Source organism: Pseudaestuariivita atlantica (genome assembly GCF_001205715.1).
In the GTDB taxonomy this organism is placed as follows: domain Bacteria; phylum Pseudomonadota; class Alphaproteobacteria; order Rhodobacterales; family Rhodobacteraceae; genus Pseudaestuariivita; species Pseudaestuariivita atlantica.
The window spans coordinates 308,683-329,709 of record NZ_AQQZ01000001.1; the positions used below are offsets into that span (position 1 = coordinate 308,683).

Here is a 21,027-nt window from a genome sequence, read left to right on the forward strand (position 1 = left end):
GCAAGGCTCAGACGGTTTCCAGCCACACCTGCCAGCGGTCTTCCGGCGGGATGCCGGTCACGCGGTCGAAATCCTGCCGCTTGGTGCGCACCAGCGTCTCGATCAGGAGCGGATCGAAGGTGCGGGCGATCTGCGGAGCGGTCTCGAACCGGTCGATGGCCGATGTCCAGTCGGGTTCAAGGCCGGGCGCGGCGATGTCATAGGCATTGCCGGTCACGGGATCGGGGGGCGTCGCCGCGTCCTCGATCCCCGAATGCATCCCGCCAAGGATCGCGGCCACCACGAGGTGGGGCGCGGTATCGCCGCCCGGAACGCGGTGTTCGAGCCGCCGCGCGGCGGGCGGGCCGCCGGGCACGCGCAGGGCCACGGTGCGGTTCTCGTATCCCCATTGCGCGGAGGTGGGCGCATGCGCGCCGGGCACCATCCGGTCATAGGAATTGCCATGCGGCGCGAAGATCAGCGTGGCGGGTCCCATCATGTCGAGGCACCCGGCGATGGCGTGGCGCAACAGCGCGCTGCCCTCGGCCCCGCCATCGTCGAAGACGTTCGCGCCGTCGGCATCCACGACAGAGGCATGCACATGCATCCCGTTGCCCGCGTCGTCGGGATAGGGTTTCGCCATGAAGGTCGCGGCCAGCCCGTGCGCCCGCGCGGTGCCGCGCGCGAGCAGCTTGAAAAGCGCGGCATCGTCGGCGGCGCGCATCGCGTCGCGCGCGGCGAGTGTCACCTCGAACTGGCCGATGCCGGCTTCCGAGGTCACGGTCTCCACCCGGATGCCCATGGCGGCCGCCCCGTCGGCGAGGGCCGAGACGAAGCCGTCGAAAGCGTCGAGCTGGCGCATCGACAGGATCGCCTCTCCCCGCAGCGGGCGGCCCGACCACGGGTCGCGCGGGGGGGCGAGCACCGGGCCGGTATCGTCGACCAGCGTGAATTCCATCTCGATCCCGGCGCGGACCAGCCAGCCGCGCGCGGCGTAGCGGTCGAGCACGGATTGCAGGGCCTGGCGCGGACAGGCGGCGAAGGGCGCGCCGTCCTCGGTGAACATCCACGCGGGCTCCATCACCTGCGGCGCGGCCAGCCATGGCAGGGGCACCGGCCCGCGCCCCGTGGGGCGCAGAAGGCCATCGGCGTCACCGGTGGCGAAGACGAGGGGCGAGGCGGCGATGTCGGCCCCGAGGATGTCGACCGACAGGGCCGAGACGGGCATGCGCACGCCCGCGCGCGCCTTGGCCGGGTCGCTCACACGTTTGCCGCGCCACTGGCCGTTGAGGTCGGTGGCAGCGATGCGGACGGGCGGCGGCGGGCTGGTGTCGGTGGACATGCGCGGCTACCGGAAGATCGCGCGCGGCGCGCGCATCCCGGCCTGCACCGTGTGCGGCATGTGCCGGTTGAGCCGGCGGTTCACCAGCCCGAAGATCCCGAGGATGACGAGCGTCAGGATGATGAAATACATCGCGAGGATCGGGTAGGGCACGAAGGGGTTGAAGGTCTTGTCGGCGAAGTAGCTGGCGTAATAAAGCGCGTCCCCCTGCTGCCGCAGCGCCGGGAAGCCGGTGAAGAAGACCAGCGTCGTGGCGTGGAAGAGGAAGATCGCCTCGTTGGTATAGGCGGGCCATGCCAGCCGCATCTGGGTGGGCCACAGGATGCGCCGGAACCGCGCCCAGCCCGACAGGCCATAGGCATCCGCCGCCTCGACTTCTCCCTTCGGAACCGAACGCAAAGCGCCATAGAAGATCTCGGCCGAGTAGGCGGCGGTGTTGAGAAACAACACGACCAGCGCGCCGGCGGCGGCGGAGGTCAGGAAATCGGTCCCCGGAATGCCGTTCTTCAGCCGCAGAAAGATGAAGTAGGCGAGGAAGAACTGGATGAAGAGCGGCGAGCCGCGGAAAATCAGGATGAACCACTCGGCAGGCTTGCGCAGGAGAGGGTTGGGGGAGGCCTTGGCGACCGCCACGGCGTTTGCCAGCACGAATCCGGACAAAAGCGCCAGCGTGCCGAAATAGACGTTCCAGATCATGCCCGACCCGATCAGCACGAACTGCTCGCACAGGGTGATATCCTCGCGCGGCAGGATCCGCTCGCCATATCCGATCGCGCGCAGGCCGTAATCCGACAGGGTCTGCAGGCAGCTCATGCGCGCACTCCGAGGGTCCGAGGCCGCCCATCAGGGCGGATGAGGAGGCCCGTCATGCCATTTCTCCCAGCGTGGCCTGACCATGGCTCAGTTTCTTCGTCCACCGCGCGAGGACGACCTCGGACAGCTTTGTAAAGGCGAGATAAAACACCAGCAGGGCAAGGAAGTACCACAGCCGCCAGTCGCCATGCGGATAGTCGGTAAAGCGGGAGGTCTTGATGCCGCCCAGCTCCCGCGCCCAGTAGACGATGTCTTCGACGCCCAGCAGGAACAAGAGCGGCGTGGCCTTGATCAGAACCATCCACAGGTTCGACAGGCCGGGCAGCGCGTAGACCCACATCTGCGGCACCAGAACGCGCCAGAAGGTCTGGCGCGGGGTCATGCCGTAGGCTTCCGCCGTCTCGATCTGGCCCTTGGGCACCGCCCGCATCGCGCCGAACAGGACGTTGGCGGCAAAGGCGCCGAACACGATGGCAAAGGTCAGGACGGCCAGCGCGAAGCCATAGACCTCGTGCACCCATTGCGGGGATGAGCTGAGCGGCAGTTTCGCCGCCTGGCAGACGACGAAATCGTTGCCCTGCCGGATCGGGTCGGTCCAGTCGGGGCAGAGCGCCTTGTGCCGCATCCATTCGAACGCCTGGTCGAGCGCGATGACGAAGAACAGGAAGAACGCGATGTCGGGCACGCCGCGCACCACCGCGATATATCCCTTGCCGAACCAGCGCAGCGGCGCGATCCGCGACCGCGCGGCCACCGCGCCGCCGAACCCGAAGACAAGCGCGGTGGGTGCGGTGATCGCCAGCAGCACGAGAACGGTCACGAACGACCAGTAGGCCGTCAGGTGCTTGCCCGTGGTCATGTAGCAGCTGAGCCATGTCAGCCCTTCAAGCACGGAAGGATCGGAGCAGTAGGAAAAGATGGCGACAGGTCCGCGGTTCGGTGATTCTGAGGACCGAGAGTAAAGCTTTTCGCTGCGCGTAAAAACCGCTTCGGCACGCCAGCGTTTACAACGTCTTGCCGGTGGCGCAAGGGTGACGGGGGAGGATGCGGGACTTGGTACAGCATATCGTGGTCGTCGGCGCGGGCGTGATCGGCTCCGCCATCGCGCTGAAGGCGCAGGAACGGGGCGCGCGGGTCACCCTGGTCGATGCCGGGGCGGCGCGGGCAAGCGATGCGTCCTTCGGCTGGATCAATGCGAGTTTCTACCTGAGCGAGGATCATTTCCGCCTGCGGTCCGAGGGGCTCGAGGCCTATCGCCGCCTGTCGCGGGACCTTGATTTGCCGCTGACGCGGGCGGGGTGCCTCAGTTGGGAGTTTGCCGGGGAGGAACTGGCCCGCGTGCACGGGGAACTGACCGGCCTTGGCTACCCGGTGGAGCGGGTGGACGCGGCGCGCATGGCCGATCTTGAACCCGCCTTGCAGGGTGCGCCCGAAGAGGGCCTGCTGTTTCAAACAGAGGCGGTCGCGGAACCCGCCGCCCTTGTCCGCGCGCTGGGCGCGGCGGCGCTGGCGCGGGGCGCGCGCGCGATCCGGGGCGTGGCGGTGACGGGGCTGGTCATGTCCGGCGACAGGGTCAGCGGCGTCGACACCACCGCCGGGCGGATCGAGGCGGACATGGTCGTGGTCGCTGCCGGCACGGCGAGCGAGGCGGTATTGCGGAGCGCGGGCATCGCGCTGCCGATGCTGCCGCGCCCGGCCTATATCCTTGAGACGCCGCCGCGCCCGCGGATGCTGAACCGGGTGCTGGCCACCACGGGTGGCGAGGTGCGGCAACGGGCCGATGGCGTGATCGTCATGCCGACTTCCGCCGCGCATCAGCGCGACGATGCCGCCGCTCTCGAAGATGCGCCGGGCGAGGCGGCGGATGCGGCGCTGGCGCGGTTGCAGGAGGTTCTGCCGCAGGCCGGGCGGGACTGGGCGCAGGTGCGGCTGGCGCATCGCCCGATGCCCGCCGACGGCCTGCCGGTGATCGGGGCGGCGGCGCCGGGCGTCTATGCCGCAACGATGCATTCGGGCCTGACGCTGGCGGCGATCACGGGGGAATTGGCCGCGCAGGAGATTTGCGAAGGGCCGTCAAACACGTCCACGGCGATGCTCGCGCAGTTTCGACCGCAGCGTTTCGCCTGAGGCGGGCCAAACGAAAAAGGGCCACCCGAACGGGCGGCCCTTTCCTGATGTCGGGATGGGGGGCGGCTCAGAACTGCTCGCCGACTTCCCACTTGGCGATCAGCGCGTTGAGCGTGCCGTCGTCCTTCATCGACTGGATCGCCGCGTCGAACTTGGTTTTCAGCTCGCCATCCGATTCGCGCAGGCCCATGCCCACGCCGCCGCCGATCAGCTCTTTCTGGTCCAGCATGACGAGGTCGGGATCGTCCGCCGCGATGGGCGCAAGGTAGGAAGCATCCGCCAGCACCGCGTCCGCTTCGCCGTTCTTGACGGCCGCGATGGTTTCCTCGGGCGTGGCGAATTCGATCAGCGCCCAGCCCTTGTCGGCGATGAACGCCGCCTGGATGGTGTTGGTCTGCGCCGCGATCGGGCCCTCACCCGGCACCACGTCTGCCGAGGCGGCGAGGTAGGCCGACGGGTCGGGCTGGGTGTAGTTCTGGGTGAAATCGATCACCTCGTCACGCTCTGCCGTGATCGACATGCCGGCGATGATGGTGTCGTAATTGCCGCTGACGAGGTTGGGGATGATCGAATCCCACTCGTTGGTGACCCATTCGCAGGTCAGTTCGGCGCGCGCGCACAGCTCGTCGCCCAGTTCGCGTTCAAAGCCCGCGACCTCGCCGTTATCGTCGAGGAAGTTGTACGGAGGGTAGGCGCCTTCGGTGCCCATGCGCACGGTTTTCGCGTGACCGTCGGCAAAAGCCGCACCGGCGGCAAGCGCGATGGCGGCTGTGGTCAGAATCAGTTTCTTCATGTCGTTCTCCCTTTGACATGCCCGACCGGGGCGGCATGGCCGCCCGGTGCCGCGGTCCGAGTGGTGGTCAGGGTGCGCGGCTGGCATCTTTAAATCAGTAGGTTGGGGCGTGGGCGCCTGCAAGCCTGATTTCCGTCCGCCCCCGCCAATCGGCGGGCGGGCGGTGCGGTGGCGCGGTGCCTCAGACGGCCTGCCGGGCGTTGAGGAAGGTCTTCAGCCGCTCCGATTCCGCCATGGCGAAGACGCGGGCGGGCGTGCCTTCTTCCTCGATCAGTCCCTGGTGCAGGAAGATGACGTGGTCGCTGACATCGGCGGCCATCTGCATGTCGTGGGTCACGATGATCATGGTCCGGCCTTCCTCGGCCAGCGCGCGGATCACCCGCACCACTTCCTGTTCCAGTTCCGGGTCGAGCGCCGAGGTCGGCTCGTCGAACAGCAGCGCCTGCGGTTCCATGCAGAGCGCGCGGGCAATCGCGGCGCGCTGCTGCTGGCCGCCCGACATGTTCGCCGGGTAGACGTCGGCCTTGTCGCCGATCCCGACCTTGTCGAGGTAGTACCGGGCCTTTTCCTCGACCTCGGCGCGGTCGCGGTGGAGCACGGTGAGGGGCGCTTCCATCACGTTCTGCAGCACGGTCATGTGGGCCCACAGGTTGAACTGCTGGAACACCATGCTGAGGTTGGTGCGGATGCGCGTGACCTGCTTGGGGTTGGACGGGCGACGGTGCGGCCCCTGGCCTTTCCACGTTACCGGTTCGCCCTGGAAGATCACCTCGCCCTGCTGGCTGTGTTCCAGCAGGTTGGCGCAGCGCAGAAGCGTGGACTTGCCGGACCCGGACGAGCCGATCAGCGACACGACCTCGCCCGCGCGCGCGGTCAGCGACACGCCCTTGAGCACTTCGAGGTCGCCATACGCCTTGTGGAGGTCGTGGATTTCGATGACGGGAACGGTGTCGGGCACGGGTGTCCTGATCCTTGCAGTGGCTTGCGCGGTTATCACCCGCGGGCGGACGCTTGTCCATGCCGCGCTGTCACGGGAGGGGCGGAGGCAAGGGCAGCGCGGTATAGGCGGCGGCGGGAATGTCGACCAACCCGCGCAGGTCTAGCGTGGCGCGGTCGTCCTCTGACAGCGCGGCGAGGCCCGCCCGCACCGCCTGCCGCACCGCGCCGCCACGCCCCAGCGCGGTGATGAGCGGCAGGCCCGGCGTGGGCTCGGTCCGCGCGGCCTCGTGCAGCGCGCGCAGGTCGGGCTCGTGGCGCAAGAGCAGCCGCCATGTCTGCGCATCGACCGAGGCGAGGTCGGCCGCGCCGGTCAGGACCGCGCGGGCAGACAGCGCGTGCGCGCCGGTCACGGTGACGCGGGCGAAGGCGTGGCCGGTCGTGCCAAGGTGGGCGGCGGGCGCGGCCCAGCCCGACTGGCTGTCGCCGCCGTTCACCGCCAGCCGCATCCGCGCCCAGTCCTCCGGCCCCGATCCCGCGTGCCCGGCGCGGGTCACGAGGACCGAGTTGTAGTAACCGGGCGGGCAGCCGGGCAGGGCGTGGTCGGGCGTGGTGACGAGGTCCACGTGGCCGTGCAGCGCCGCGCGGTAGGGCAGGCCGCAGGTCTGCGACAGCACCAGCGCCGGGTCGCGCCAATGCGCCATCAGGTCCGTGGGCGTGTCGAGCGTGGCGGGGCCGTGTCCGAGGGCCGCGCGGATCGCCGTCCACAACCGGTCGGTCGCGGCCTGCGTCTCGGGCCGCGCGTACATCGGCAGGCTGGCCGTCACCCCGCCTGCACGCGCTGCCGCGCGAGGTTGCTGTCGCGGTCGTTGATCCCCAGAAGCGAGGCGACGAGGCGCAGGAGCGCATCCTCCTCGGCCTCGCGCACGCCGTCGGCCAACACGACCTGCCACAGCGCCTCGATCACCGCGATGCGGTCTTCATAGGCCACGGCCTCCTTGATCGCGCGGGTGAAGCGGACGGTGTCGGGGGCTTCCTCCTCCAGCGTCTCGGCCTCGGCCCGCAGTTTCTGCGCCTCGAACGGCGACAGGGCATAGCGGGTGGCGATGATGCGGCTGATGCGGTCCTGTTCGACCGCGGAATAGGTGCCGTCGGTGCGCGCGACGCGGACCAGCAGGGCCGACAGGGCCAGCCGCGCATCTTCGTCGGGCAGGGTTTGCGGGTTGGGTTGGGTAAGGCGGTTGAGGAGTGCTTCGAACATGGGGGCAAGCTAGGGTGCGGCGGGGCAGGTGCCAAGGGGCGGGGCGCAGATCACGCGCCGCCGCCCGCGACCTCGGCCCGCGCTGCGGCGCTGTCGGCGCGGCTGACGCCCAGCGTGCCCTCGATCAGGGCGACCAGCGCGTCCTCGTTCTCGTGCCTTATGCCATCGGCCAGCATGACCTGCCACAGCGCCTGCACCGCGCCCAAGCGTTCGGTATAGCTGACGTTTTCGCGGATCAGCGCCGCGAATTCCTCGGTCGGGGGGGCCTGGGCCTCGATCTTCTCGCAGGTGGCGCGGAGTTTCGCGGCCTCGATCGGGTTGAGCGCGTTGCGCAGCGCGAGGATGCGGTCGATCTGCTGGATTTCGGAAAAGCGGTAACGGTCGTCCGACTTGGCCACGCGCACCAGCAGCGCGCCGAGGGCAAGGCGCGCGTCGGGTTCGGGCAGCTCTTCCGTCGCGGTGCCGCCAAACAGCGCAAGGATGCGGTCGACGATCACGGGTCGTAGCCTTCGACGATCACCAGATCACTGTCCGAGATGTCGCGGCGCAGCGCGATCGCGGCCTGGTAGTCGGGCGAATTGTAGCAATCGAGCGCGGCCTGGTAGCTGGGGAACTCGATCACCACGGTGCGCGCGCGGGCCGTGCCTTCCTTCAACTCGCGGGTGCCGCCGCGCACGACGAAGCGTCCGCCATGTTCGGCCAGTGGCGCCGCGTTCGCGGCCTTGTAGGTTTCGTATCCTTGGGCGTCGTGCACGTCGCCATGGACGATCCAGTATCCTTTGGGCATCGGGCGACCCTCCTTGCAAGTTGCGAGAAGGGTCGCCCAGTTGGGCAGCAGGTGCAAGAGGTCAGCGACCTTGGGATCGGCGCATCAGTTCCACTTCCTCGCCGACCGCCCGGCAGAGCGATCCGCAGCGATGCGCGGGTTGCCACAGACGCAGGGCGTGGCGCAGGGCGGTCATTTCTTCACCCAGTGGTCGGGCAGGCCGATGTCGCGGGCGAGGTGCGGGTCGCTGCGGACGGCGTCGAACCGGCGGGCATCGCGGTGGCGGGCCTGCGCCCGGACGAGCCATTTCAGGGGATTTTGCATCGTGTCACTCCTTGACGAGGGGTTGGATGCAGACCAAGCTAATTCCTCAAGCAAACTTGAGGTCAAGCACAAAATGGCGACGAAGGCAGTCCCCAACGATCTGAGCGTGGGAGAGATGGCGAAGCGCGCGGGCGTGGCGGTGTCGACCCTGCATTATTACGAGGCCGAGGGCCTGATCGAAAGCTGGCGCACGCCCGCAAACCATCGCCGGTATGACCGGCGGCAGTTGCGGCGCGTGGCGATCATCCGCGTCGCCTTGCAGGTGGGCATCCCCTTGCGCGAGGTGCGGGAGATGCTGTCGGGCCTGCCGAGCGGGCGAGCTGTGACGGCGGCGGACTGGGCGAAGGCGGGGGCCATATGGCAGGACCGGCTGCGCCGTCGCATCGCGTTGCTGGAGCGGCTGGCGGGCCAGATGGATCACTGCATCGGGTGCGGCTGTCTCAGCCTTGAAAACTGTCCTCTCTACAACCGCAACGACGCGCTGGGCGCGGAAGGCCCCGGCGCGCGCCGCTGGGAAGAGGCGCAGGATTAGAGGATCAGGATCAGCGTCACGATGCTGAACGCCAGCACCGCGATGCCGAGAAGTTCGCGCGCCGTCACGCGTTCGCGGAAGAAGAGCGTCGAGGCGGCGAGGCTGAAGATCAGCTCTACCTGTCCCAACGCGTTCACGTAGGCCGCGTTCTGCAGGGTGAAGGCGGTGAACCAGCCGAGCGATCCGGCCATCGAGGCCAGCCCGACCCAGACCGCCACGCGCCATGCCGACAGGACGCGCCCGATCTCTCCGCCTTCGCGCAGGCGCAGCCACGCGGCCATCGCGGCGGTCTGCATCAGCGTGACCGCCGACAGGGTGATCGCGGCGCGCAGGATCGCCTGGTCGCTGTCGACCGCGAGCGACGCCGCGCGGTAGGCGTTGGCGGAGATCCCGAACAGGAAGCCCGAGGCAAGGCCCAGCCCCATCGCGCGGCTGAACACCCGGTCGCGCCATGACCGCCCGTCGCGGGGCGGGTCGCTGAGCAGCAGGACCCCCACGAAGCCCAGAAGGATCGCGGCGAGGCCCGCGCGGCTGACGCTTTCTCCCAGCAGGACAAGGCCGATCAGGGCGGTTTGCAGCACCTCGGTCTTTTTCAGGGTGATGCCGACGGCGAAGTTGCGGGATTTGAAGATCAGGACAACGCAGACGGTGGCCGCGATCTGTGCCAGCCCGCCAAGCGCGCCATAGGCCCAGAAGGCGGGCGACAGCGCGGGCAGGGTGGTGCCTGTCGCGAACAGCCACAGCGCGAGCCCCAGAGTGACGAGCGGAGCGCTATAGACGAACCGCGCGAAGGTCGCGCCGGTTGCCGACAGGGCCGCCGTGGCGAGGTGCTTTTGCAGCATGAAGCGCAGCGTCTGGAAGAAGGCTGCGGCCAGCGTGGCGACGATCCAGAGGTCCATGGCCCGTCCTTACGGCGTTTCGCGGGGCAATGGCAGCGCCAAGGCGCCTAGCGCGGTGCGTCCGGCCCGTCCCACAGGGGATGCGGCACGCTGTCCTTGGCGCGGAACAGGTAGCGCCGCGCGATCTGCGCGTAATTGCGGTACCGGTAGCCGTGGTTGCGGCCCAGATAGCGCGCGGCGTTGTCGAAATAGAGCGCGGGCAGGCGGTGCCACGGCACGTCGGGGTGCATGTGGTGCACGATGTGGTAGTTGTTGTTGAGGAACAAAAGCGCCATCAGGCCGCGATCCTCGATCACGACGGTGCGGCCTCCGACATGGTGATGGGCCTGGTGTTCGAGGAAGGTGCGCACCTTCAGTACGCCCATCGCGCCGTAGGCGGCGAGCAGGTAGGCCCATGCGGGCAGGGTACCCACCGCCATCAGCCACCAGACGACCAGCGCCACGGCCGGGACGTGCAGCAGCCAGCTCGCCAGCACGCGCATGTCGCCCCGCCGGATGGCTTGCAGGTCGGACCACATGAACAGGGCCTGCCCGATGGCCGGGCCGATCAGGATGCGCCCGGCCAGCGTGTTGTTGACCGCCAGCACGCCCCGGACGATGCGGGGCAGGTGCCACCAGATGGCGGGGTCGAGGTAGTTGGTTTCCGGGTCGTCATAGGGATCGGTCAGTACCGCGTCGCGGTGGTGGGCCAGGTGCGTGTCGCGGAACCGCAGGTACGGCACGGCAAGGCCGAGGGCCGGGAAGACCAGCACGGCGTTCAGCATGTCGCTGCGGGTCGGATGGCCGTGCAGCGCCTCGTGCGAGAGCGAGGCATGCAGGGTCAGCACCAGCACGAGGACCGGGATCGCCGCCCAGGCCGGCAGGAGCACGGTGGCGACCGTCCACAGGCCATAGCACGTCACCAGAAGGGCCAGCATCGGCCAGTTGGCGGAAAGCGAGCGTGTGTCGGCGGCGTGCCGTGTCATGGATGGTCCCGGTCTGTCCCCTGTGGCGCGACGGATCGAAACGTCCGTTCTGCTGCGCCGCCGTGAACTAAAGCACGAATCGCGCGGTCAGGCGATCCTCAAAATGCGTCGCGGGACGCATGGCGCGCGCCCCGTGCGCCCGTGGATCAAGAGATCAGGACAGGGGACGTTTGGACAGCCGAGCGTTGCGCCCGCCGCGCCGTTTGCTCAACTGGCCCGCGCGGGAGGGCAGTTCGTCCATGATCGCGGCGCGTTCTTCATGCGTGAGGCGCGACCACGCGGCGATCTCGTCAATCGAGCGCAGGCACCCGGCGCACAGGCGCACGTCTGGCTGGATCACGCAGATCTTGACGCAGGGCGACTGGATCTCGTCGCGTTTCCAGATCTCGTCGGTCACGATGCGGCCTCTTTCAGATGCGCCAGCCGGTCCAGCGCTCCTTGCAGGATATACGCGGCGGCGACCTGATCTATGACCTCGGCGCGACGTTTTCGCGACGTATCCGCCTCCAACAGCGCGCGTTCGGCGGCAACGGTGGACAGGCGTTCGTCCCAGAAGGTCATGGGCATGTCGGTCAGCGGCAACAGGTTGCGCAGGAAGGCGCGGGCCTTCTGGCAGCGCGGGCCCTCGGTGCCGTCCATGTTGCGCGGCAGGCCCATCACCAGCCCCGCGACCTCGCGCTTGGTGGCCAGGTCGAGAAGCTGCGCGGCGTCGAGCGTGAACTTCTTCCGCCGGATCGTGTCGACCGGCGTCGCCGTGCGCAGCAGGCGGTCGCTGAGGGCGATCCCGATGGTCTTTTCCCCGAGGTCGAGGCCGAGGATCGCGCGACCGGCGGGCAGCGCGGCGGCGAACCCGGCGATGTCGTCGTGGATCATTGATCAAGCCCGGCCTGTTGCGCCGCACGCTGGATGGGGACCAGCGCGCCGGGGTCGTCGGCATAGACCTCCTGCGCGTTCGCCCACACCGCTTCGGCCTGCGCGTAATCCCCGATCACGCTGAGCGAGCGGATGAGCTGCGCCCATTCCTGCGGCGGGCCGCCTTCGGTTGCGAGCTTGTCCGACAGGCGCCCGACCATGCCGCGGATCATCTCCATCCGTTCCTCGGGCGTGAGGTCGGCGGCGGCGGCGATGTCGTCCTGCGTCGGGCCGCGCGGGCCGTCGACGGAGGGCGGGGTGTAGCGGACACCGGCGATCTGGGCCAACTCGCCGATCTGCGCGCGGATCGGCGCGATCCACGGCGCGTTTTCGGGGCCGCGTTCCAGAAGCTGCGACCAGAAACGGAAGGTGATGTCGGGGCGCCCGGTCTGGGCGTACATCAGGCCCATGTAATAGCGCGATGCGCCAAGCGTGGAATCGCGGGTCAGGGCCTCGTTCAGGACGGCTTCGGCCTCGGGCGTGACGATCCCGCCCGCCGCGAGGATCATCAGTTCTGCCTTGGCGCCGTAATCGGCGGCGGTCGCGTCCTCTCCCTTGATCGCGATCACGCGGTCCTGCGCCTGGTACGCGGCGGCGTAATTGCCAAGCGCGCCTTCGTATTGCACCAGGAGCGACTGGCCGCGCAGGTCGTCGGGGCGGTCCTTCACCACCTCGCGCAATTGCGCCACCAGCGTCTCGACCCGCGCGCTGGCATCGGGGGCGGTGGCGGGCACCCGTGCCTCCGCCTCGGATTGCGAGGGGCGGGAGGCGCGCGCCTCCTCGGCCTGCGCGAACCGCGCCTTCAGCCCGAAATCGCCGTAACCCGGCGCCCCGATCCGGGTGTAGATCGCGAAGGCACCGCCCGCGATCACCAGCGCCGACAGGCCCGCTGCGACCAGCGTCGCCCGCTTGCCCGGCCCGGTTTTCAGCCCTTCGCGGCCGGCATCGGCGGCAAGGATGCGGCGGGCGATCTCGGTCCGGACACGTTCGGCGTCTTCGGGGTCCAGCACACCGCGGCCGAGGTCGCGATCGACCTCGGCCAACTGGTCGCGGTAGACCTGCACGTCGTAATCCGACTGCGCCGCATCGCCGCCGCGCCGCATGGCGAGGAACAGAAGCGCGCAGGACGCCAGTGCCATCAGGATTGTCGCTGCCCAGAAACCGATGCTGCCCATGGTGTCCTTCCCTTTTGCCGCCCCCCGTTTACTGCGCCTTGCGCCGGGACAAAACCCACGATTCCGTCAACCCGTGCGGCGATGTCGCAACCGGCGCGTCTTGTGCCGCATCGGGCAAGATGAAAAAATCCGGCCTCGGGCATCTGAGACCAGACGCGACACCCGGGGTGAGCCATGAAACGATATTCCGCCTTTGCCGTTGCCCGCGAAGCCCTTCGCGGCAATGCCGGCTGGCAACGCGCCTGGGGCGCACCCGAGCCGCGACCCGCCTATGACGTCGTCATCATCGGGGCAGGCGGCCACGGGCTGGCCACCGCGTATTACCTCGGCAAGCGGTTCGGCATCACCAACGTGGCGATCCTCGAAAAGGGCTGGCTGGGCGGCGGCAACACGGGCCGGAACACGACGATCATCCGCTCGAACTACCTGCAGGACGCCTCTGCCGCGATCTACGAAAAGGCGCGGTCTCTCTACGAGACGCTGAGCCAGGATCTGAACTACAACATCATGTTCAGCCCCCGTGGCGTGATGATGCTGGCCCAGACCCATCACGAGGTGCGCGGCTACCAGCGCACGGCTTTCGCCAACAACCTGCAGGGGGTGGAGACCGAATTCATCGGCCCCCAGCGGGTCAAGGAGCTGTGCCCGATCATCGAACTGAAAGGCCCGCGCTACCCGGTCATGGGCGCGCTCTGGCAACCCCGCGGCGGCACCGCCCGCCACGACGCGGTGGCGTGGGGCTATGCCCGCGCGTGCTCGGACATGGGCATGCACATCATCCAGCAATGCGAGGTCACCGGCGTCCGCTCGGAAGGCGGCAAGGTGACGGGCGTGGAGACCACGAAGGGCCCCATCGGCTGTTCGAAACTGGGCGTCGTCGTCGCGGGCCATTCCGGCGTCGTGGCCGAGATGGCGGGCTTCCGCCTGCCCATCGAATCCGTGCCGTTGCAGGCGCTGGTCAGCGAACCCATCAAGCCCTGCATGGACGTGGTGGTCATGGCCAACACGGTGCACGGCTACATGTCGCAATCCGACAAGGGCGAGATGGTGATCGGCGGCGGCACCGACGGCTACAACGCCTACACCCAGCGCGGGTCCTTCCACCACCTCGAAGAAACGGTGCGGGCACTGATCGAGACGTTCCCGATGATCTCCCGCCTCAAGATGCTGCGCCACTGGGGCGGGATCGTGGACGTGACCGGCGACCGCTCCCCCATCCTGTCGAAAACGCCGGTCGAGGGTGTCTTCATCAACTGCGGCTGGGGCACCGGCGGATTCAAGGCGATCCCCGGTTCGGGCTGGGGCTTTGCCGAACTGATGGCCAAGGGACATTCGCCCCTGACCGCCGAATTCGGGCTGGACCGGTTCACCGAGGGCCGGTTCATCGACGAAAGCGTCGCCGCGGGGGTGGCGCATTGATCACCATCGCAATCCGTACGAATGTGGCTTGGGAGACCGTTGGGTTTCGGAGTTGTATTTGTCTACCAAGCGCTGAAGTGCATCTTGGTCGTCTTGGTTCCGCCACGCGCTATACAGGCCTCGCACATCTCGCGAAGCATGAGTGCTTGCCCACACTTCAAGATCAATCAGGTAGCTTGCATCGAAAGGGTTCATGCGTGCCTCGAATAGGTTTGATTTCTGAGGCCACCCAATATTCACACATGCAGCATCCGGAGAATGCACGCTCTTTACTGCCCTGTTTCCGCTCAAGAAATGTGTTTGGAGTGTCGGCTGCTTGTTGCTGTAAAGAAACGCTTGAACAGGCCACCCACCGCGCAAATCCACCGGGGATTTCCGCTCATATCGACCCGCGCCACGAAACTGCCATCCTGACCTCCTCAACCACGGAGGACATCTCATGGCAGATACCAATTTCTCACGGTCCGGCGGGTCGGGCGCGACGGGATGGCTTATCGGCGGCGGGCTCCTGCTCTTCGTCGTGTTCATCGTCGCACTCGCCTTCTCGGGCGGGCCTGCGCCGACTGACGGCGCTCCGCCCGCAGCGATCGAAACGGCTCCCGTGGCCCCGACGGCCCCGGTCACGCCAACCGAATAACCCCATTACCACCGACCTCTTCCTTGGCGGGCGCCTCGCGGCGTCCGCCCTTTTGTCGTGCGGAGACGCCCCATGCTGACCCTGAAATGCCCCTGCTGCGGGGTCATGACCGACGAAACCGAACTGCATGCCGAAGGCGAGGCGCACCTGAAACGCTTCGGCCCCGGATCGTCGGACGAGGATTTCACCGGCTACCTCTTCCAGCGCGAGAACCCCAAGGGCATCCATTTCGAACGCTGGCGCCACGCCTATGGCTGCGGCAAGTATTTCCACGCCGCCCGCTGCACCGTCACGCTCGAGGTTTTCGGCACCTATCCCGCCCAGACGCTCGAACCTCCGCAAGAGATCAAGGACGCCATCAGCGCCAAACGCCCCGGCTGGTCCTGGCGGGAGATGTCGAACTGATGCGCGCGCCCCTGCTTCTTCTCTTTCCAAATATGTCCGCCGGAGGCTCCCACGGCCTCCACCCGGTCGAAGGGTCCTACCGATGAGCCACCGTTTGCCGCAGGGCGGCCGCCTGATCGACCGCCGCAAGCCGCGCACCTTCCGCTTCAACAACCGTGCCATGCGCGGGATGAAGGGGGACACGCTCGCCTCCGCGCTTCTGGCGTCGGACCAGATGCTGGTGGGGCGGTCGTTCAAGTACCACCGCCCGCGCGGCATCGTGGCCTCGGGCGCGGAAGAGCCGAACGCTCTGGTGAACCTCGGCACCGGTGACCGGTTCGAACCGAACCAGCGCGCCACGACGACCGAGCTGTTCGACGGGCTGGTGGCGAAGTCGCAAAACCACTTCCCCTCGCTCGATTTCGATATCGGCGTGGTGAACGACGCGCTGTCGAAATTCCTGTCGGCGGGTTTCTACTACAAGATGTTCATCCACCCGCGTCCGTTCTGGAAGCACGTCTACGAGCCGTTCATCCGCCAGTCGGCGGGCCTCGGCAAGGCGCCGGATGCCGAGGCGCGGGATGTGGACACTTACGAGCACATGTACGCGCATGTCGACGTGCTGGTCGTGGGTGGCGGTGTCGCCGGCCTGCAGGAAGCGCGCGCCGCCGGCGAGGCGGGCAAGGAGGTTCTGCTGATCGAACAGACCGCGCATTGGGGCGGGCGTGCGCCGGTGGATGGCGGCTCGGTCGGCGGCGGCCCTGTGGACAAGTGGGTGGATGAAACCGTCGCGGCGCTGGCCGAGATGCCCAACGTGCGGATGCGCCTGCGCATGATGGGCGCGGGGGTCTACGACCACAGTTACGCGCTGGGCTACGAACGGGTCAGCGATCACCAGCCGGGCAACGACGCGCCGCGCCACCGCCTGTGGCGCATCCGCGCCACCGAGATCGTGACCGCGACGGGCGCCATCGAACGGCCGCTGAGCTTTGCCGGCAACGACATTCCCGGCGTCATGCTGGCGAGCGCGGTGCGTGACTACGTCGTGAATTACGGCGTCACGCCCGGCAGGCGCGTGGCGATTGCGACCAACAACGACGACGCCTACCGCACCGCGCTGGCGCTGGCCGATGCGGGGGTCGGGGTGCCGGTGATCGTCGATGCCCGCTCCGAAGGCGGCCCGCTGGCCGAGGCCGCGCGCGACCGCGGCATCCGGGTGGAATTCGGCATGGGCGTGGGCCGCCTCCTTGGCGGCAAGCGCGTCACCGGTGTCGGGATCTGCCGGATGGACAGCGACGGGTCGGCCCTGCACGAGATCGCCTGCGACGCGGTGGCGATGTCGGGCGGCTGGTCGCCGGTCGTGCACCTGTGGTCCCATTGCGGCGGCAAGCTCAACTGGAACGAGACGCGCGCGCATTTCGCTCCGGACCCCGCGCGCGCGCCGACCGGGGCGGACGGTCAGGCCTTCGTCCGCGCTGCGGGCGCGGCGAGTGGCGCATTGACGCTGCCGGAAATCCTCGACGGTGCCGAGGACTGGGAGGAAGCCCCGCTGTCGCCCGTCTGGCAGATGCCGGCGCAGGCCGAGAAAGCGTTGCAGGGCAAATCCTGGCTCGATTTCCAGAACGACGTGAAAGTGTCCGACGTGCGCCTTGCCGCGCGCGAGGGGTACGAAAGCGTCGAGCATACCAAGCGCTACACCACGCTTGGCATGGCGACCGATCAGGGGAAACTCAGCAATATCAACGGACTCGCCGTCCTTGCTGATGCATTGCACAAGGATATTCCCGCCGTCGGGACCACCACCTTCCGCCCACCCTACACGCCGATCAGCATGGGCGCGATCGCGGGCGAGGCGCGGGGCGCGCTGTTCCAGCCGATCCGGCGCACCCCGATGCATGACTGGCATGATGCGCATGGCGCTGATTGGGAGCCGGTGGGCGCATGGCGGCGTCCCTACGCTTTTGTCCAAAACGGCGAGGACGTGCACGACGCGGTGATGCGGGAAGTGACGAACACGCGCCAGAACCTCGGCCTGCTCGACGCCTCGACCCTTGGCAAGCTTATCGTGAAAGGCCCGGATGCGGGCCGGTTCCTCGACATGATGTACACCAACATGATGTCGACGCTGAAACCGGGGCGCTGCCGCTATGGCCTGATGTGTTCGGAAAACGGCTTCCTGATCGACGACGGTGTCGTCGCGCGGATCGATGACGAGACGTTCCTGTGCCACACCACCACCGGCGGCGCCGACCGCATCCATGGCCACATGGAAGACTGGCTGCAATGCGAGTGGTGGGACTGGAAGGTCTGGGTCGTGAACGCGACCGAGCAGTTCGCGCAGGTCGGGGTTGTCGGCCCCAACGCCCGCAAGGTGCTGGAAAAGCTGGGCGGCATGGAAGTGAGCGCCGATGCGCTGCCCTTCATGGCCTGGGCCGATGGAGAGATCGGCGGGTTCCGTGCCCGCGTCTACCGCATCTCCTTCTCGGGCGAGCTGAGTTACGAGATCGCCGTCGATGCCGGGCAGGGGCAGGCCTTCTGGGATGCGCTGATGGAGGCGGGCGAAGAGTTCGGCGTGATGCCCTACGGCACCGAGGCGCTGCACATCATGCGGGCCGAGAAGGGGTTCATCATGATCGGCGACGAAACCGACGGCACGGTGATCCCGCAGGACCTTGGCCTCAACTGGGCGATTTCGAAGAAGAAAGAGGACTACCTCGGCAAGCGCGCGCAGGAGCGCGATCACATGACCGATCCCGACCGCTGGCAACTTGTGGGGCTTGAAACGCTCGACGGATCGGTCCTGCCCGATGGTGCCTATGCCGTGGAAGCGGGCTGGAACGACAATGACCAGCGGCGTGTGCAGGGGCGGGTGACCTCGACCTACCATTCGCCGACACTGGGCCGTGGCATCGCCATGGGGCTGGTGCGCCACGGGCCGGACCGGATGGGCGAAGTGCTCGACTTCCCCGTACCCGGCGGCACGACGGTGCGGGCCAAGATCGTCGATCCGGTCTTCTATGACCGCGAAGGGGAGAAGCAGAATGTCTGAGGCGGTCACGGCGCTGGGCGGCGCTTCGTTCAACGGGCTGGTCGCGGTGCGCGAACGCCCCCTGACCGGCATGATCACCATTCGCGCCGATTTGTCGGACAAGGCGGTCGCCGGGGCGGTTGGCTCGGTCACCGGGCTCGACATGCCGGGCACGGGCCGGATCGTCGAAGGGGAGGGCTGCGCCATCGCGTGGATGTCACCCGACGAGGCGCTGGTCTTCTGCGACTATGCCGAGGCATGGGACAAGGTCGCGGTCCTTCAGGGGGCGCTGGCGGAGTGTCACGCGCTGGTCGCCAACGTGTCGGACGCGCGGGCGGTGTTCGAACTGGACGGCGCGGCGGCGCGGGACGTGCTGGCCAAGCTGACACCGGCGGACCTGCGCGATGGGGCGTTCGCCCCCGGCACGATGCGCCGCACGCGGCTGGCGCAGGTCGCGGCGGCCGTCTGGCCGACCGAAGCGGGGACCATCCGCATCGTCTGTTTCCGGTCAGTCGCGGACTACGTGATGCAGCTTCTGTCGGTGGCGGCGGACCCCGACGCGCCGGTGGGCTGGCACGGCTGATCCCGGCCCACGCCGCGCGGATAGGTTTCCGCGGTTGTCACGATGGTATGTGAGGCTATGGTTCGGAAACTGACCATTCTTGCCGGAGCATTTCATGACGCACAGGTTTCCTGCCGCTTGCCTTTCCGCCGCAATCCTCGGGATCGCCTCGCCGTTGGCCGCGCCCGCGCTGGCGCAGGTTGCGACGGCCTATACCTGCACGATCCAGAAGAAGCAGGATATCGACCTCGTGCCCGAGATCCTGTTCATCGGGCACCGGTCGGGCGATAAAACCGCGATCGTGTCGGACCCGATCGTCCTGCATTTCAACGACGACCAGCCGATGGAGGCGAAGGCGGTCCGCGTCAATTCCGAAAAGGCGGTGTTCCGCTGGACGGTGCGCGGGCCCCGCACCACCGATCACCGCACCGTCCGCTTGCGGTACGAGGTGGATATCAACCGCAAGACCGGGGCCATCTTCCTTGCCGCGCGGGTGACGGAGTTGCGCGGGCAGTTGAGCGGGCGCGGCACCTGCGAGATCAAGCAGATCAAGACCGATTCCTGACCCGCGCGCGCGCATCCCTGCCGAAATCAGGCCCGCGCCCCTTGACGGCGGCCACTGCCCGCGCACATGGGTAGAGCAACGGATTGCTTAAGACGAAAGGATCCTCTCATGGCATTCGAACTTCCCGATCTCCCCTATGCCCACGACGCGCTGGCCGACAAGGGCATGTCGAAAGAGACGCTGGAATACCACCACGACCTGCACCACAACGCCTATGTCACCAACGGCAACAAGGCGATCGAGGGCACAGAGTGGGCGGGCAAGTCGCTCGAAGAGATCATCAAGGGCACCTATGATCCGAACGCCGTCGCGCAGAACGGTATCTTCAACAACATCAGCCAGTTGTGGAACCACAACCAGTTCTGGGAAATGATGGGCCCCGGCGACAGCAAGATGCCGGGCGAGTTGGAAAGCGCCCTGACCGAAGCCTTCGGGTCGGTCGACAAGTTCAAGGACGCGTTCAGCGCCGCCGGCGCGGGGCAGTTCGGGTCGGGCTGGGCGTGGCTCGTGAAGGACAGCGACGGCTCGCTGAAGGTCACCAAGACGGAAAACGGCGTGAACCCGCTGTGTTTCGGCCAGACCGCGCTCTTGGGCTGCGACGTGTGGGAGCATTCCTACTACATCGATTTCCGCAACAAGCGTCCCGCGTACCTGACGAACTTCCTCGACAACCTCGTCAACTGGGAAAACGTCGCCTCGCGCATGTAGGTCGTCGCCGTGACGATCCTCCTCTGGCTGGGAGCGGTGCTCCTGGCCATTGTCATTTACGCGTTCTGGATCGAACCGGCGTGGCGGCTGAAGGTCGTGCGCTACCGCGTCGCGCCCAAGGTCTGGGCGGGGCGCGCGCCCTTGCGCATCGTCATCATCTCGGACCTGCATGCGGGCGGGCCGCACGTGCCCGCGTCGCGGGTGCGGTGGATCGTGCGCAAGGCGTTGAAACTGAACGGAGATGTGGGCGTGCTGCTGGGCGATTACGCCGCCGCGCACCGGTTCACGGTGGGGCTTCTCAGCAAGCATGACATCATTGCCGCGCTGACCGAATTCCGCCTGCCCTTGGGCACCTACGCGGTCCTCGGCAACCACGACTGGTGGCAGGACCAGGAGGCCGCCGAAGACCGGCGCCTGCCGGATGCCGCCGACGCGCTGGCGGCGCATGATTTCCCGCTGCTGGAAAACGCCGCCGTGCCGCTGCGCGACGGGCAGGACCAGTTCTGGCTGGTGGGCCTTGCCGACCAGCGCCCCCTGTCGCTTGACCCCGAGGAAGAGGGGTTCGACGATATCGAGACGGCCATGTCCGATGTCCCCGAAGATGCCGCCGCGATCCTCTTGGCGCATGAACCCGACATCTTTCCGGACGTGCCTGATCAGGTCGGGCTGACCTTGTCGGGCCACACCCATGGCGGGCAGGTGCGCATCCTGTGGTGGTCACCCGCGATCATGGCTGCGGAAACCGAGACCTATTCCTACGGATTGTACGTGTCGGGCGACAAGAGCATGATCGTGTCCGGCGGGATCGGCTGTTCCGATGCGCCCGTCCGGATGGGTGTCCCGCCCGAGATCACCGTGGTCGACGTGGTCTCGCCCGATCCCTGACAGCGCGGTCGCGTC

The 21,027-nt window shown here is 67.7% G+C and carries 25 protein-coding genes; 10 read left to right on the top strand and 15 right to left on the bottom strand.

Features of this window, described 5'->3' with window-relative positions:
- Positions 1-7: 7 nt before the first annotated feature.
- From ATO11_RS01535 to ATO11_RS01545, 3 genes are read right to left on the bottom strand one after another with little or no spacing between them, the layout of a single operon-like run.
- Complete coding sequence (locus ATO11_RS01535) at positions 8-1,321, bottom strand: glutamine synthetase family protein (protein ID WP_050529058.1); 1,314 nt, start codon at positions 1,319-1,321, stop codon at positions 8-10.
- Between the two features lie 6 nt (positions 1,322-1,327).
- Positions 1,328-2,134 carry an ABC transporter permease gene (locus ATO11_RS01540; RefSeq protein WP_050529059.1) on the bottom strand — a complete coding sequence of 269 codons (807 nt, stop codon included), beginning with the start codon at positions 2,132-2,134 and terminating at the stop codon, positions 1,328-1,330.
- Between the two features lie 52 nt (positions 2,135-2,186).
- Positions 2,187-3,053: an ABC transporter permease gene (locus ATO11_RS01545; protein WP_050529060.1), complete on the bottom strand. Its 867-nt coding sequence runs from the start codon at positions 3,051-3,053 to the stop codon at positions 2,187-2,189.
- A 134-nt stretch (positions 3,054-3,187) separates the two neighbouring features.
- Here ATO11_RS01545 and ATO11_RS01550 point away from each other — a divergent pair, with 134 nt between their 5' ends.
- Positions 3,188-4,261 carry an NAD(P)/FAD-dependent oxidoreductase gene (locus tag ATO11_RS01550; RefSeq protein WP_165586912.1) on the top strand — a complete coding sequence of 358 codons (1,074 nt, stop codon included), beginning with the start codon at positions 3,188-3,190 and terminating at the stop codon, positions 4,259-4,261.
- Positions 4,262-4,328: 67 nt separating this feature from the next.
- Here the strand turns inward: ATO11_RS01550 and ATO11_RS01555 are convergent, their stop codons facing one another.
- From ATO11_RS01555 to ATO11_RS22465, 7 genes are all read right to left on the bottom strand, one after another.
- A complete protein-coding gene (locus ATO11_RS01555) occupies positions 4,329-5,054 on the bottom strand; it encodes a transporter substrate-binding domain-containing protein (protein ID WP_050529062.1) in 726 nt (241 codons plus the stop codon).
- 181 nt (positions 5,055-5,235) lie between these two features.
- Positions 5,236-6,012 (bottom strand): ABC transporter ATP-binding protein, encoded by a 777-nt coding sequence (locus ATO11_RS01560; protein WP_050529063.1) that lies wholly within the window; start codon positions 6,010-6,012, stop codon positions 5,236-5,238.
- 70 nt (positions 6,013-6,082) lie between these two features.
- Complete coding sequence (locus tag ATO11_RS01565; protein ID WP_050529064.1) at positions 6,083-6,817, bottom strand: phosphate/phosphite/phosphonate ABC transporter substrate-binding protein; 735 nt, start codon at positions 6,815-6,817, stop codon at positions 6,083-6,085.
- Positions 6,814-7,251, bottom strand: coding sequence for a tellurite resistance TerB family protein (locus tag ATO11_RS01570; RefSeq protein WP_050529065.1), 438 nt, complete (start codon positions 7,249-7,251; stop codon positions 6,814-6,816). The genes ATO11_RS01565 and ATO11_RS01570 overlap by 4 nt, the downstream gene beginning before the upstream one ends.
- Before the next feature lie 50 nt (positions 7,252-7,301).
- Positions 7,302-7,748, bottom strand: coding sequence for a tellurite resistance TerB family protein (locus tag ATO11_RS01575; RefSeq protein WP_242601326.1), 447 nt, complete (start codon positions 7,746-7,748; stop codon positions 7,302-7,304).
- Entirely contained in the window at positions 7,745-8,038 is a 294-nt protein-coding gene (locus ATO11_RS01580) for a DUF1330 domain-containing protein (protein WP_050529066.1), read from the bottom strand. The genes ATO11_RS01575 and ATO11_RS01580 overlap by 4 nt, the downstream gene beginning before the upstream one ends.
- 171 nt (positions 8,039-8,209) lie before the next feature.
- On the bottom strand, positions 8,210-8,341 hold the full coding sequence (locus tag ATO11_RS22465) for a hypothetical protein (RefSeq protein WP_278044276.1): 132 nt from the start codon (positions 8,339-8,341) through the stop codon (positions 8,210-8,212).
- A gap of 73 nt (positions 8,342-8,414) precedes the next feature.
- On the opposite strand from ATO11_RS22465, the gene soxR reads away from it, so the two are divergent.
- The gene (soxR, locus tag ATO11_RS01585; protein ID WP_050529067.1) at positions 8,415-8,873 is read left to right on the top strand and encodes a redox-sensitive transcriptional activator SoxR; all 459 of its coding nucleotides are present in this window, start codon (positions 8,415-8,417) and stop codon (positions 8,871-8,873) included.
- Here soxR and ATO11_RS01590 read toward each other — a convergent pair.
- The 5 genes from ATO11_RS01590 to ccmI all read right to left on the bottom strand — a co-directional run bounded on the left by ATO11_RS01590 (position 8,870) and on the right by ccmI (position 12,824).
- On the bottom strand, positions 8,870-9,772 hold the full coding sequence (locus ATO11_RS01590; protein ID WP_050529068.1) for a DMT family transporter: 903 nt from the start codon (positions 9,770-9,772) through the stop codon (positions 8,870-8,872). The two genes, soxR and ATO11_RS01590, sit on opposite strands and share 4 nt — an antisense overlap.
- Positions 9,773-9,819: 47 nt before the next feature.
- On the bottom strand, positions 9,820-10,737 hold the full coding sequence (locus ATO11_RS01595; RefSeq protein ID WP_082176081.1) for a fatty acid desaturase: 918 nt from the start codon (positions 10,735-10,737) through the stop codon (positions 9,820-9,822).
- Positions 10,738-10,891: 154 nt separating this feature from the next.
- Positions 10,892-11,134, bottom strand: a complete 243-nt coding sequence (locus tag ATO11_RS01600) for a DUF1289 domain-containing protein (protein WP_050529069.1) — start codon at positions 11,132-11,134, stop codon at positions 10,892-10,894.
- Complete coding sequence (gene ruvX, locus ATO11_RS01605) at positions 11,131-11,610, bottom strand: Holliday junction resolvase RuvX (protein ID WP_050529070.1); 480 nt, start codon at positions 11,608-11,610, stop codon at positions 11,131-11,133. Before ruvX ends, ATO11_RS01600 begins: the two co-directional genes overlap by 4 nt.
- The gene (gene ccmI / locus ATO11_RS01610; RefSeq protein WP_110553507.1) at positions 11,607-12,824 is read right to left on the bottom strand and encodes a c-type cytochrome biogenesis protein CcmI; all 1,218 of its coding nucleotides are present in this window, start codon (positions 12,822-12,824) and stop codon (positions 11,607-11,609) included. The genes ruvX and ccmI overlap by 4 nt, the downstream gene beginning before the upstream one ends.
- 174 nt (positions 12,825-12,998) lie before the next feature.
- Here ccmI and ATO11_RS01615 point away from each other — a divergent pair, with 174 nt between their 5' ends.
- The 8 genes from ATO11_RS01615 to ATO11_RS01650 all read left to right on the top strand — a co-directional run bounded on the left by ATO11_RS01615 (position 12,999) and on the right by ATO11_RS01650 (position 21,012).
- A complete protein-coding gene (locus ATO11_RS01615; protein ID WP_050529071.1) occupies positions 12,999-14,243 on the top strand; it encodes a sarcosine oxidase subunit beta family protein in 1,245 nt (414 codons plus the stop codon).
- Between the two features lie 439 nt (positions 14,244-14,682).
- On the top strand, positions 14,683-14,880 hold the full coding sequence (locus ATO11_RS01620) for a hypothetical protein (protein ID WP_050529072.1): 198 nt from the start codon (positions 14,683-14,685) through the stop codon (positions 14,878-14,880).
- A gap of 72 nt (positions 14,881-14,952) precedes the next feature.
- Positions 14,953-15,285 carry a sarcosine oxidase subunit delta gene (locus ATO11_RS01625; RefSeq protein ID WP_050529073.1) on the top strand — a complete coding sequence of 111 codons (333 nt, stop codon included), beginning with the start codon at positions 14,953-14,955 and terminating at the stop codon, positions 15,283-15,285.
- An 82-nt stretch (positions 15,286-15,367) separates the two neighbouring features.
- Entirely contained in the window at positions 15,368-18,313 is a 2,946-nt protein-coding gene (locus ATO11_RS01630; protein ID WP_050529074.1) for a sarcosine oxidase subunit alpha family protein, read from the top strand.
- Complete coding sequence (locus ATO11_RS01635) at positions 18,306-18,875, top strand: sarcosine oxidase subunit gamma (RefSeq protein WP_050529075.1); 570 nt, start codon at positions 18,306-18,308, stop codon at positions 18,873-18,875. Before ATO11_RS01630 ends, ATO11_RS01635 begins: the two co-directional genes overlap by 8 nt.
- 94 nt (positions 18,876-18,969) lie before the next feature.
- Positions 18,970-19,419 (top strand): hypothetical protein, encoded by a 450-nt coding sequence (locus ATO11_RS01640; RefSeq protein WP_050529076.1) that lies wholly within the window; start codon positions 18,970-18,972, stop codon positions 19,417-19,419.
- A 108-nt stretch (positions 19,420-19,527) separates the two neighbouring features.
- The gene (locus ATO11_RS01645) at positions 19,528-20,127 is read left to right on the top strand and encodes a superoxide dismutase (protein ID WP_050529077.1); all 600 of its coding nucleotides are present in this window, start codon (positions 19,528-19,530) and stop codon (positions 20,125-20,127) included.
- Positions 20,128-20,136: 9 nt separating this feature from the next.
- Positions 20,137-21,012, top strand: coding sequence for a metallophosphoesterase (locus ATO11_RS01650; RefSeq protein ID WP_050529078.1), 876 nt, complete (start codon positions 20,137-20,139; stop codon positions 21,010-21,012).
- Positions 21,013-21,027: the final 15 nt, after the last annotated feature.

Bases quoted from the DNA above. Each gene is read 5' to 3' on its own strand.
- ATO11_RS01535 (WP_050529058.1), bottom strand. From the start codon at position 1,321: ATGTCCACCGACACCAGCCCGCCGCCGCCCGTCCGCATCGCTGCCACC.
- ATO11_RS01540 (WP_050529059.1), bottom strand. From the start codon at position 2,134: ATGAGCTGCCTGCAGACCCTGTCGGATTACGGCCTGCGCGCGATCGGA.
- ATO11_RS01555 (WP_050529062.1), bottom strand. From the start codon at position 5,054: ATGAAGAAACTGATTCTGACCACAGCCGCCATCGCGCTTGCCGCCGGT.
- ATO11_RS01570 (WP_050529065.1), bottom strand. From the start codon at position 7,251: ATGTTCGAAGCACTCCTCAACCGCCTTACCCAACCCAACCCGCAAACC.
- ATO11_RS01580 (WP_050529066.1), bottom strand. From the start codon at position 8,038: ATGCCCAAAGGATACTGGATCGTCCATGGCGACGTGCACGACGCCCAA.
- ATO11_RS22465 (WP_278044276.1), bottom strand. From the start codon at position 8,341: ATGCAAAATCCCCTGAAATGGCTCGTCCGGGCGCAGGCCCGCCACCGC.
- soxR (WP_050529067.1), top strand. From the start codon at position 8,415: ATGGCGACGAAGGCAGTCCCCAACGATCTGAGCGTGGGAGAGATGGCG.
- ATO11_RS01590 (WP_050529068.1), bottom strand. From the start codon at position 9,772: ATGGACCTCTGGATCGTCGCCACGCTGGCCGCAGCCTTCTTCCAGACG.
- ATO11_RS01595 (WP_082176081.1), bottom strand. From the start codon at position 10,737: ATGACACGGCACGCCGCCGACACACGCTCGCTTTCCGCCAACTGGCCG.
- ruvX (WP_050529070.1), bottom strand. From the start codon at position 11,610: ATGATCCACGACGACATCGCCGGGTTCGCCGCCGCGCTGCCCGCCGGT.
- ccmI (WP_110553507.1), bottom strand. From the start codon at position 12,824: ATGGGCAGCATCGGTTTCTGGGCAGCGACAATCCTGATGGCACTGGCG.
- ATO11_RS01615 (WP_050529071.1), top strand. From the start codon at position 12,999: ATGAAACGATATTCCGCCTTTGCCGTTGCCCGCGAAGCCCTTCGCGGC.
- ATO11_RS01620 (WP_050529072.1), top strand. From the start codon at position 14,683: ATGGCAGATACCAATTTCTCACGGTCCGGCGGGTCGGGCGCGACGGGA.
- ATO11_RS01625 (WP_050529073.1), top strand. From the start codon at position 14,953: ATGCTGACCCTGAAATGCCCCTGCTGCGGGGTCATGACCGACGAAACC.
- ATO11_RS01630 (WP_050529074.1), top strand. From the start codon at position 15,368: ATGAGCCACCGTTTGCCGCAGGGCGGCCGCCTGATCGACCGCCGCAAG.
- ATO11_RS01635 (WP_050529075.1), top strand. From the start codon at position 18,306: ATGTCTGAGGCGGTCACGGCGCTGGGCGGCGCTTCGTTCAACGGGCTG.
- ATO11_RS01640 (WP_050529076.1), top strand. From the start codon at position 18,970: ATGACGCACAGGTTTCCTGCCGCTTGCCTTTCCGCCGCAATCCTCGGG.
- ATO11_RS01645 (WP_050529077.1), top strand. From the start codon at position 19,528: ATGGCATTCGAACTTCCCGATCTCCCCTATGCCCACGACGCGCTGGCC.